7 protein-coding genes and 1 pseudogene are annotated in these 12,213 nt (G+C 40.6%); all 8 read left to right on the top strand.

What is annotated here, in order from left to right; genetic code table 11:
- The first annotated feature begins 223 nt into the window (after positions 1-223).
- The 8 genes and pseudogenes from AB5026_RS11115 (at position 224) to AB5026_RS11150 (ending at position 12,070) form a co-directional block, all read left to right on the top strand.
- On the top strand, positions 224-808 hold the full coding sequence (locus AB5026_RS11115; protein WP_368213342.1) for a hypothetical protein: 585 nt from the start codon (positions 224-226) through the stop codon (positions 806-808).
- Between the two features lie 195 nt (positions 809-1,003).
- Positions 1,004-1,819: an ABC transporter substrate-binding protein gene (locus AB5026_RS11120; RefSeq protein WP_173733038.1), complete on the top strand. Its 816-nt coding sequence runs from the start codon at positions 1,004-1,006 to the stop codon at positions 1,817-1,819.
- Positions 1,803-3,989 carry an ATP-binding protein gene (locus AB5026_RS11125; RefSeq protein ID WP_110101991.1) on the top strand — a complete coding sequence of 729 codons (2,187 nt, stop codon included), beginning with the start codon at positions 1,803-1,805 and terminating at the stop codon, positions 3,987-3,989. The genes AB5026_RS11120 and AB5026_RS11125 overlap by 17 nt, the downstream gene beginning before the upstream one ends.
- Positions 3,990-4,019: 30 nt before the next feature.
- Positions 4,020-4,244 (top strand): Hpt domain-containing protein, encoded by a 225-nt coding sequence (locus AB5026_RS11130; protein WP_330409171.1) that lies wholly within the window; start codon positions 4,020-4,022, stop codon positions 4,242-4,244.
- A 213-nt stretch (positions 4,245-4,457) separates the two neighbouring features.
- Complete coding sequence (locus AB5026_RS11135) at positions 4,458-5,957, top strand: HD domain-containing phosphohydrolase (protein ID WP_110101990.1); 1,500 nt, start codon at positions 4,458-4,460, stop codon at positions 5,955-5,957.
- Between the two features lie 42 nt (positions 5,958-5,999).
- A pseudogene (locus tag AB5026_RS11140) lies at positions 6,000-6,158 on the top strand (response regulator); the annotation flags it as partial.
- Positions 6,159-6,204: 46 nt separating this feature from the next.
- Positions 6,205-9,060 carry a transporter substrate-binding domain-containing protein gene (locus tag AB5026_RS11145; RefSeq protein ID WP_110101989.1) on the top strand — a complete coding sequence of 952 codons (2,856 nt, stop codon included), beginning with the start codon at positions 6,205-6,207 and terminating at the stop codon, positions 9,058-9,060.
- Positions 9,061-9,238: 178 nt separating this feature from the next.
- A complete protein-coding gene (locus AB5026_RS11150; RefSeq protein ID WP_110101988.1) occupies positions 9,239-12,070 on the top strand; it encodes a transporter substrate-binding domain-containing protein in 2,832 nt (943 codons plus the stop codon).
- Positions 12,071-12,213: the final 143 nt, after the last annotated feature.

A 12,213-nucleotide genomic window follows, 5' to 3' on the forward strand; every position in this document is an offset into this window, starting at 1 on the left:
ACTGTGCAAGACATTGCAGTACCGTAAGGTGTTTGCCAATGCAGTAGTGGGAGAAGCAAGAATCCCCCTGCTTTAGCCGTGGGGAGTGTCAAGATGTTATTCGGCTATGAGCAAGTAGCGAAGCGGATTGCGAATATCCGTTTGACAGACAGTGGGGTTGTAGGTCTGGATGCTGCAAAAGAGTTTTTGGGCAATTAAAGACTTTAAGTGAAGCAGACGCTGAATGGAAATAAGCGGAGGGGAAGGATGCAGAAAGAGTTATCGAAACTTAATATTGGGCTGCTGTATGACTGGTATAGCGATGTTTCTTGCATTCTTGTTCCTGCATCATGCTTATATCCGGGATATCATCTATGAGGAACGGTTAAACCAGATGGAAGAGATTACCCATCAGATGTTTCAAAATCTGGAAGACGTGATCGATTCTCACTGGGACCGGGTAACGGAAGAATGTAATTATCTGAAAGATGCAAATATACAGACTACCGATGAATTCTGTAAATACATGAAAAAGAAATATGAATTATCAGCATATGCAGATCATAAGATCACGTTGATGACAGTGGATTCAGAGGGCAGATATTATACAGAAGACAGATATATAGGGCTTTTTCGTGATCTGGATTATTTTGAAGACAATCCCGAACAGATCAGTTTTGTTTTTGATTCTATGACAGATAACCAGTCGGAGATGGTGCTTTTTGAAACGTCTGCCAGAACCAATAGAACTTCAAAAAGGGGAAGAGAAAGCTGCAATCTCTTATTTTGGAATTTCACAAAATATGGAACAGCTGAATCCTTATTTTAGCTGTGCTGCATATAATGGGAACAATAGTGTGTATGTTGCTACAAATACATTAAGACTTGTGAATTTTGTCATGGTATTTATCGTTAGTTTTACGGTTGTCGTAGCTGTCTGCGTTATGCTGGTGATTTCGCGAGGCTGGAAACAGTGAATACAGATATGAAAAAAACAAAAAGGATAGTTAGGGATAGATGGAAAATGAAAGGAAAAAGAGTGATTGCAGGCATTCTGCTTGCGGGCATCTTAGCAGTCACCCTGTCAGGGTGTAAAAACACAGATAACACGAAAGAAGAACCAGAAAAGCCTGTTATTACCCTTGGCAGCGATAATTATCCACCATACAATTATCTGAATGAGGATGGTGTACCGACGGGTATAGATGTAGAACTGGCTACAGAAGCTTTCGAAAGAATGGGATATCAGGTGAAGGTTGTCCAGATCAACTGGGAGAAGAAAAAAGAACTGGTAGAGAGTGGAGAGATTGATTGTATCATGGGATGTTTTTCCATGGAAGGGCGCCTTGACGATTACCGATGGGCAGGACCATACATAGCAAGCCGTCAGGTGGTCGCTGTAAATGAGAACAGTGATATCTATAAACTGCGTGATCTGGAGGGAAAGAATCTGGCTGTTCAGTCCACAACCAAACCGGAAAGCATCTTTCTGAACCGGACAGATGAAAGAATCCCCAAATTGGGAAATCTGATCAGTCTTGGACATCGGGAACTGATCTATACGTTTCTTGGGAAAGGATATGTAGATGCAGTTGCCGCACACGAGGAATCTATCGTTCAGTATATGAAGGATTATGATACAAGCTTCCGTATCCTGGAAGAGCCTCTTATGATCACCGGAATAGGTGTCGCTTTTGCAAAAGATGATGACAGGGGAATCTGTGAGCAGATGGATCAGACACTGGCGGAGATGCGTCAGGATGGCACATCCCTGAAAATTATTGAAAAATATCTGGATGATCCCCAGAAGTATCTGGAGGTGGATGATCTTGGATATTAAGAGAAAGACAAAAGGAAAACGAATCCAGCTGCTCGGAGGTCTGCTCGGAATCTGTGTGGCTGTAGTCTCTCTGTTTTATTTCTTCTACGCAGAAAAAGCGGAAGCAGAGAAAAGACTGGTGGAGATCGTAAACTATGTCAAAGTGCAGTGCTCAACCTACACCCATTATAATGAATCTTCGGAATCCAAAAGTCTTTTACGTGCCATTGAAAGTGCCAGACAGATGAGTACAAATATTAGCATGGAAACAGAAAACGGCGATCAGCTAAGCCAGGATTTGCTGAAAGAAAACCTGCAGACTCTCTGGGTGGATGGCATCATAGTGCTGGATAAAGAAGGAAAGATGGACTGTGAATACAGTATGGAGGAGTCTCTGACTAATGAGATCACGGAGTATCTGCAAAAAGAAATTATCATGGATTTTGCCGGATATGAAGAAAGATCTTATTCAGAACGGTTTGCCAGGAAAGATGGATCCTATATTGACATTGCAGCCTGTGCCAGAAAAGATGTGCCAGGTATCGTTGCAATCTATTACTACACATCTCCTGAATTTACCAGAAATTATACCCTGACGATACAAGAGCTTTTAAATGGTTATAGTGTCCAGAAAGATGGAACGATCATTGTTGCAGATGATGGGATCGTTGTTGCCAGTAATGATGAGAGGCTGTTAGGGCAGAATACAGCCGACAACGAAGTTGTTCAGGCAATGAAAAAGCATACAGACAGTCAGCACATTTATCATTTGAAGAATGAAGGAACCAGATGCTACGGAATCATGCTGAAGCAGCGGGATTATTATATTTATGCGTATCTTCCGGATACGGAAGTGTTTCATAATCTTCCATTAAATGTAGCAGGTGTTATTTTTATTTATCTTCTGATATTCAGTATATTCTGGTTCTGGGCATATAGAACCAATCTGACACACCGGAAACAGGAACAGGAAAAAGACGAAAAATATAAGGCAGAACTTCTGATAGCTGCAAAAAAGGCAGAGGCTGCCAATGAGGCAAAAACAGAGTTTCTCCAGCGGATGAGCCATGATATCCGGACTCCGATCAATGGAATCTGCGGCTTGGTCGATATGGCAGACCATTATGCAGATGATATGGAGAAACAGACGGAATACAGGACAAAGATTAAAGAGGCATCCAATCTGTTGCTGGAGCTGGTAAATGATGTTCTGGATATGAGTAAGCTGGAGTCCGGTGAGATCGTTCTGGAGGAGATCCCATTTAATCTGAGAAGTATTTCCAGGGAAGTATTTGTTGTGATCGAGCAGGTGGCAGCAGAACAGAATATCCGGATCATGTGGGAGAAAAAAGAAATCATACACCGGAATCTTATTGGAAGTCCGGGGTATGTGAAACGTGTGATGATGAATATCCTGTCCAATGCAGTGAAATATAACAGAGAAAACGGACATATTTATCTTAGCTGCATGGAAATCCCATCCGAACAGCCAGGAATGACGACAATGGAATTTATCTGCCGGGATGCAGGAATCGGAATGACTGAGGAGTTCCAGAAACATATTTTTGAACCATTTGCACAGGAACATACAGGAAGCCGTACAAAATTTCCAGGAACAGGCCTGGGAATGGCGATCGCAAAGAATCTGGTCGAGAAAATGGGTGGAACCATTACCCTCGAAAGTGAATACGGTGTAGGGACTACATTTGTGATCCGGGTTCCATTTAAGATAGATCTGGATGCGGATAAACGTGAAGAACAGAAGGATATATCAGAAAAATCTATAAAGGGACTGCATATTCTTCTGGCAGAAGATAATGAACTGAATATGGAAATCGCTGAATTTTTGCTTCAGAATGAAGGGGCTGACGTGACAAAAGCATGGAATGGTCAGGAAGCGGTTGAGCTGTTCAGAAAAAGTGGACCTGGTGGATTTGATGTCATTCTTATGGATATTATGATGCCGGTCATGAATGGTTATGAAGCTACAAAGATGATCCGGTCTCTGGACAGAGAGGATGCAAAAGAAATACCGATCATTGCAATGACAGCAAATGCGTTCACGGAGGACAGAATAAGAGCAAAAGAAGCAGGGATGGATGAACATATTGTTAAGCCTGTTGATGTGGGGTTACTGATAAAAGTAATTCATAAATTGGTGAAATATAATGGATATGGCAGTGACAAATAAGCAGTGAAATATAGATAGGAGGACAAAATCATGACAATACAGGAATGCTATGAAGCTATCGGAGGAAATTATGAAGAGGTTTTAGGACGCCTTCAAAGCGAAGCACTGATCCGGAAATTCACATTAAAGTTCCTTGAGGATCCGAGTTACCTGCAGTTAAAACTGGCATTGGAAAATAAAAATTATGAAGATGCTTTCCGCAGTGCACACACACTGAAAGGGGTTTGTCAGAATCTTTCTTTTGACCGTCTGTAAGAGGTTAGTAATGAGTTAACAGAACTTTTGAGAGATAGAACCGGAGCGCAGCCTGGGATATCGGAGGCAATGGAAAAAGTAACAGAAGTATATGAGAGGATGATTGAAGAAATAAAGAAGGGACTGTCGAATTAAGTGATGCGACACGACGTTCGATCTTTGACCAGGTGCTTGGAACATCATAAACCCATTGGATAAAGGAAATAAAAAAATATGGATAAAAGACAAAAGATCCTGATTGTAGACGATTCAGAATTTAACAGGGATATGTTGAAGGAGATCCTCGGAGAAACTTATAATTACCTGGAAGCGGAAAATGGAAATCAGGCAATTCAGATGATAGGAGAAAATATAGGAATTGATCTGATGCTTTTAGATATCAATATGCCACAGATGAATGGTTTTGAAGTCTTGGAAATAATGAAAAGAAGCCAGTGTATTGCTGAAACTCCTGTAATTATGATATCTTCGGAAGATGCCGTTGATACTATGCGTAAGGCATATGAGCTGGGAATCACGGATTATATCACACGACCGTTTGATTCTGTGATTGTAAAGAAAAGAGTTCAGAATACCCTGGGACTCTATATGAAGCAAAAGCATCTGATTAATGTGGTTTATGATCAGGTTTACGAAAAAGAAGAAAATAATAATATTATGATCCGGATCCTGAGTAATGTACTGGGATCACGTAACAGTGAGAGTAGAGAACATATCCTGCATATTAAAACAGCAACAGAACTGATGCTGAGACAACTGGTAAAAATAACAGATGCTTATCCTATGACAGAGGCAGATATTTCTTTGATCACAACAGCATCTTCTCTTCATGATATCGGTAAGATCCGTATTCCGGAAGAAATCCTGAACAAACCTGGCAGACTTACCGATGAAGAATTCAGAATTATGAAAACTCATAGTGAACTTGGTGCAGATATGATCCAGGATATGCATTTCCCAAAAGACAATTCATTGGTACGTGCTTCATGGGAAATCTGCAGATGGCATCATGAAAGATGGGATGGAAAAGGTTATCCGGATGGACTGAAAGGAGAAGAAATACCAATCTCCGCACAGGTGGTGTCGATCGTTGATGTTTATGACGCACTTACAAGTGAAAGATGTTATAAGAAAGCATTTGATCATGACACAGCGATCCAGATGATCCTGGATGGGCAATGCGGACAATTTAACCCCATCCTCCTTAAGTGCCTGAAAGAGCTGCGTCTTCAGCTTTCGAAAATGCTTGATAAAGAGAAGGATGACAATAGCTATTACCATGAAGTGCAGAGACTTTCAAATGAAATACTCAGCGACAGATCTTTACCGAACCCAAATTATTCACAGAGTATTCTCAGGGTCATGAAGGAAAAGGTTGATTTCTTCAAAGCGAACAGCGGCATGGGTTCAATTGATTACAATACAAGTTCCGGTCAGCTGACTATATTAAACGGAAAACAGCAGATATTATATCAGAGAAATAATCCGGATTTTGATCTGTTCAAAGAATTCGGAGTAAATGAAGAAGATGTTCATCATATTCAGGGTTTATTACATCAGACATCTGTACAAAATAAAGAAATCTCTGTGCAGATAAAAGCAAGGGTGGAAAATGACCGCCAGATGTATAAACTGAAATTGCATACATTGTGGTCGCCTTTAAAGAAGGATGGATACATTGGGATCGTTGGATATTTTGATATTGTAAAATAGAAAAATGCAAAGGAAGCTCAGAAGGAGGATCCTAATGAAAAAGAAAATCCGGCACTGGCTGGAATTACTATTCTTGCTATGACTGCCAATGCCTTTGATGAGGATAGAAAGAAAGCACTGAAATGTGGTATGGATGGGTTCTTGTCCAAACCAATTGTCATAGAGGAATTGATCATCATCCTGCAGAAGAACCTGGATTAGGTGTCCGGAGTATTAGAAAAACCGCACAAATAAAGGAAATAAAAATATGGATAAAAGTAGGAAAAAATCAACCGTACTATGTGCAGGTATATTTGTGTTTCTGGGAATATGGATGGTATTGACAGTACCTTGCCGGGCTGCTGAGACGAACAACGATGAAAAGCAGTCACAGATCATCCGTGTCGGCTCATTTGAGGATACTTTTAATTATGTCGATAAAAACGGTGTAAGACGAGGATATGGATACGAACTTATGCAGGCTTTGGCAGGTTATACCGGATGGAAATTTGAGTATGTGAAATGTGACTGGTCTGACTGTTTTGATAAACTTGAAAATGGTGAGATCGATATCATGGGTGATATCTCTTACACCGATGAACGTGCACAAAAGATGCTTTTCCCGGATGAACCGATGGGGGAGGAAAAATATATCCTTTATGCTGATTTATCGGATACGGATATTGGAATGTCTGATTTCAAGTCTCTGGATGGGAAACGTGTAGGTGTGCTCATGGATACAGAACCTGAGATCATGCTGACAGAATGGGAAAATAAGAATGGCATACATACAGAACATGTAAATGTGAATAATGATGATGATGTCGAAAAGAAATTAGCAAATCATGAGATCGACTGTTTTGTATCTCTGGAGGAATCGATCTGGTCTGAACAGGGAATATCATCCGTTACCACGATTGGCAAATCAGGCATATATTTTGCAATAAATAAAGAACGCAGCGATATCAAGACGGAGCTGGACTATGCTATGCGTCAACTGGAACAGGATAGTCCCTTTTTTAAGGCAGATCTGTATAAGAAGTATTTTACACTTGATTATATTCAGGTTCTTACAGGTAAAGAAAAGGTCTGGGTGGAAGAACATGGAGGTATCCAGATAGGATTTTTGAACAATGATCCGGCAATCTTTTCCATGGATGAAGAGACTGGAAAACTTACCGGTATGCTGGCGGAATATATCTCCTATGCCAAAGATTGTCTGGGAAATCAGACACTGGAATTTAATATACATGCATATGATGATTATGATGAAATGATTCAGGCGCTGCAGAATCGTGAGATTGACATGATTTTTTATGCCGGCAGGAATCCATATTTTGCAGAACAAAACGGATATGCACTTACAAACACAGCCTGGACTTACAGTTTGATGGCGGTAACTGATGAGGAAAAATTTGATGAGAATAAGGTGCATACTGTAGCTGTGCCAAAGGAAAAATATGCCTTAAAACAGCATATTGCATTCAGTTATCCTGAATGGAAGCTTGTAGATTGTGATTCGCTTGACAATGCAGCAGATATGGTCATCCAAGGAAAAGCAGACTGTTTCCTCATGGGAGCAAGCCAGGCGCTGATATATGATAACAGTCAAAAGTTCAAGAGTGTTCCACTTACAAAAACAATGGAGGCATGCTTTACTGTAAGAGAGGGAGAGGGAAGCCTTTTATCAATACTGAATAAAACTATAAAGGCCATGCCGTCTGACATGCTTACAAGTGCACTTGCTATCTATGACAGTACTGCAGATAAAGTAACATTTTCTGATTTCATAAAAGACAATCTGCTTGTTTTTTTGGCTACGGTAGGATTTTTGGCACTCAGCATCATTGGTATTATCCTCGTACTTTTGCGGAAGGCAAGGAAAGCAGAAGCTGTCGCAAAGCTTGCGGCAAAGGATACAAAAAAACTCAATGACAAACTGGAAATCGCTTTGAAAAAAGCAGAGGATGCCAGTCTGGCAAAGACTCGTTTTCTTAACAATATGTCACATGACATCCGTACTCCTATGAATGCAATTCTGGGTTATGCACAGCTTATGGAGGAAGAACTAAAAGAAAAGGATCTGCCTGAAACTTCAGATCATCTGGAAAAATTGCAGCAGTCTGGAAATCTTCTTCTGTCAATCATAAATAATGTACTTGATATGGCTCGGATTGAGAGCGGAAAGATGGAAATTGATGAGAACTATGGCCGGATTGAAGATATCCGGCAGACTTTATTTGAAATATTTGGTGATGAAGCAAAGAAAAAGAATATTGCACTTCATTACACAATAAATGTGGAGCATGAGCATATACTGACAGATACTACCAAGGTAAAAGAAATATTTGTCAATATCCTGAGCAATGCCATAAAATATACCCCATCCGGTGGTTCTGTTATGATAAACATAGACGAATTAGTATGTGATGAGCCCGGGTACATGATGGTAAGGACCAGGGTGAGCGATACCGGAATCGGTATGAGCCAGGATTATCTGACAAAGATTTTCGATGCATTCACGCGTGAGCGAAACACTACAAAGAGCAAAATCACAGGAAGCGGATTGGGAATGTCAATCGTAAAGAGATATGTTGATCTGCTCGGCGGAACAATAGATGTAGAGAGTGAGCCTGGAAAGGGCAGCACCTTTACTGTAACATTAAAACACAGGATAGCGGATGAAAGCTATTATGTAAAAAAACATGATGAAGGCTCTGGAACAGCCAGTAAAATCCTTGAAGGCAAGAATATCCTTTTGGCAGAGGACAATGATCTGAATGCAGAGATTGCAGAAGCAATACTTGAGCGTGCCGGCCTTAAAACAGAACGTGTGGAGGATGGCATTCAGTGTGTAAATAAGATAACAAAAATGCCGGTGGGAACATATGATATGATCCTCATGGATATCCAGATGCCCCGAATGGACGGTTATAAAGCAACACAGGCAATCAGGCACTTACCGGATAAGGATAAGGCATGCATACCGATCGTTGCAATGACGGCAAATGCATTTGAAGAAGATAAGCGGGATGCTGTTGCAGCTGGAATGAATGGTCATATTGCAAAGCCGATCCAGATTGATAAACTGCTGTCGATGTTAGCGGAAGTTTTAAGGCAGTAAGAAAACTAATAATTTCGTGTTATACTGAATGGAGTGGTCATTCTTTCTGTATTGAAAAAACAGGAAAACTTACAGACTGGGAAGGACAACAGCATGAACGCAAACAGACTGCGTTCATGAGCAAGTAGCGAAAGCGGATTGCGAATGTCCGCTTTACTGGATGATAAAGAGGAAATGAATGAACAGAAAGATAGAAAAACAGATAAGAAAAAAGAGTAAGAATAATAGAGTATGTTTGAGCATTTTTGCATTTGTCATGCTGCTTTTTGTACCGTTTTTTGTTTATGCGTCGGAAACAAAAAGTGATGGGAATACAACTCAGGTAATAAAGGAAGAAAATAAAACCGTGAGAGTTGGCTATTTCCCATATGCCAATTTTCAGGAAGGCGGCTATGGGGAACACAAGCAGGGAGCAGGCTATGAGTATCTCCAGAAGATTTCGTATATAACTGGCTGGAAGTATGAATATGTCTATGGCTCATTTAAAGAGTGTCTGGATATGTTGGCAGATGGAGAAATAGATATACTTGGAAATGTCAGTTACACACCGGAAAGAGCAGAATCTATAGATTACTCAACCTATGCCGCAGGAACAGAAAGATATTGGATCTATACCCGGGAAGATCATACAGATCTTATGGATGGTGATCCAAAGCAGATGAATGGCTGTCGTATTGGTGTAGCAGATGGAAGCTATCAGAAAGAACTTCTGGAAAAATGGCTGGACAGCAATCAGATCCAGGCAGAGGTGGTTGTTTGTAAAGGCTATGATGAAATGATAGAAAAACTGGATGCAGATGAACTGGATGCACTTGTGATCCCAGTGCTGTCTGTCAACAGCGATTTTATTGCCATTGCCAATATCGGTGCAAGTGACTGTTATTTCGGTGTATCAAAATCCAGACCAGATCTGTTAAAGGAATTAAATTCTGCCATGGAAGAAATCAACAATACAGAAACGGACTACAGCAGCAAGCTGTATGCCCGTTATGAAGGAAAAGCGGTCATAAACTATGCACTCAACAAGGAAGAAAAACAATGGCTGGATGCACATGAAAATACGATCCGCGTGGGATATCTAAAGGATAATCTTCCTTTTTGTGGTGAAGAAAATGGGAAACTCACAGGAATTCTTGGAACTGTTCTGGATACTGTTCAGGAAAAATATAAAATTACGATCAAGGCAGTTCCATGTTCCACGGGAGTAGAGATGAATGAGGCATTGCAATCTGGCAAAATAGATATTGCCGGTCCTATCATTCAGGATTTTTATACACAGGAACAGTTTCAAGTGGTTTTGACGGATGCAATCTTTGATATTACGCCGGTTGTTATTTACAAGGGAAAAGAATATAGCAGCAGTCTCTCTACGGTCGCAGTGACAGAGACCTCACTGTATTCTGGATTGATGGTGTCCCTTCTTTTTCCAGATGCAGAAATCAAACAATATGATACACAGGAAGAATGCCTGGAGGCTGTAGCAAATGGAAAAGTGGGAGCAACTGTCGTTCCATCCTCAAAGATCAATATTCTTAATGAAAGTCCACTGACCCAAAGTCTGTCATTTGCAGAGATGGCAAAACGGCAGGAATTAGGAATGTTCACGACGAGAGAAAACAGAAGAGCAGCTACCATTATCAATAAAGCAATTGAGCAGTCATCCAATGTTTTAAATGGTGTTGTCCTTGCACAGAATTCTGTTTCAGAAAAGGAAATGACCTTGAAGGATATCCTTGCTGAGCATGCAGGCTTAGTTATCGGAGTTTCGTTTGTGATTATTTTTGTACTGCTTCTTCTGGTTTATTCTCTTTCCGTGAGTAGAAAAAAACAGATGGAAGCCCTGAAAGAAGCACAGAATGCAAATGCGGCGAATATTGCAAAAACGACATTCCTGAACCATATGTCTCATGATCTCAGGACACCAATGAATGCAATTGTTGGATTTACAGATATTGCCATGAAGAGGAAACCGGACAAAGAGGTGGAGAATTGTCTGAAAAAGATCAGGCAGAGTTCAGAATATCTGATGACACTGATCAACGATGTGTTGGATATCAGCCGCATTGAAAGTGGTAAACTGGAATATAAACCGGTACCGACAGATCTCAGGGATATGATAAATACTGTTTTGTCGATCGCAAAGGGATATATGGAAAATCGTGACCTTAATTTGTATGTTTCAAGAGAAAAACTAAAAACTCCTTATGTGATGGTAGATGAACTCAGAATCAGGGAAGTATTGCTCAACATTATCAGTAATGCAGTCAAATTTACAAAAGACGGAGGCACCATTTCATTCGCTGCAGAAAACGCTCCGGGTAATGATGAGAATCATATAATTGTACGCTATCGTATATCAGATACCGGAATTGGTATGAGTGAGGAGTTCCAGACCAGAATATTTGATGAGTTCAGTCAGGAAAATGGTGGGGCAAGAACCAGCTATAAGGGAGCCGGACTGGGAATGGCCATTGCCAAACAGTATGTAGATCTTATGGGTGGAAAAATTGAGGTCAGCAGCAGAAAGGGTATTGGCTCAACATTTACGGTAGAAATTCCCCTGCTTATAGCAGAACAGATACTGTCTGAAAAGGAAGAAAAGTTAAGGAAAGATATGGATTTACATGGTCTGCATGTCCTTTTGGCAGAGGACAATGATTTAAATGCAGAGATAGCAGCAGCTTTGCTGGAAGAACAAGGGATGATCGTAACTAGGACTGCCGATGGAAAATCTGCCTTGGCACAGTTTTGCAATACAGCTCCGGGGACCTTTGATCTGATTTTGATGGATATCATGATGCCGGAAATGAATGGCTATGAAACGACAAAAGCTATCAGAAATCTGTCGGAGCGTCCAGACGGAAAGGAGATCCCTATTATTGCAATGACAGCAAATGCATTTGCAGAGGATGTACAGGCTGCTTTGCATGCCGGAATGGATGACCATGTGGCGAAGCCGGTTGATATGAGGATTTTAATATCTGTCATCACAAAATATATAGAACGGTAATGTCAATGCTGCGTGGATTTCGGAAGTGGGAGAACAGTTCGATATATATATCGGCTGTTCTTTTTTTATTTTTGGACGTTAAAACGGTAATGTTTTTCTTGTATATAGTAGAGCACTATAGTATAATAAAACCAGTTTTTTTG

It is taken from the genome of Blautia sp. RTP21359st1_E11_RTP21359_211015, assembly GCF_040910705.1.
GTDB classification, from domain to species: Bacteria; Bacillota; Clostridia; order Lachnospirales; family Lachnospiraceae; genus Blautia_A; species Blautia_A fusiformis.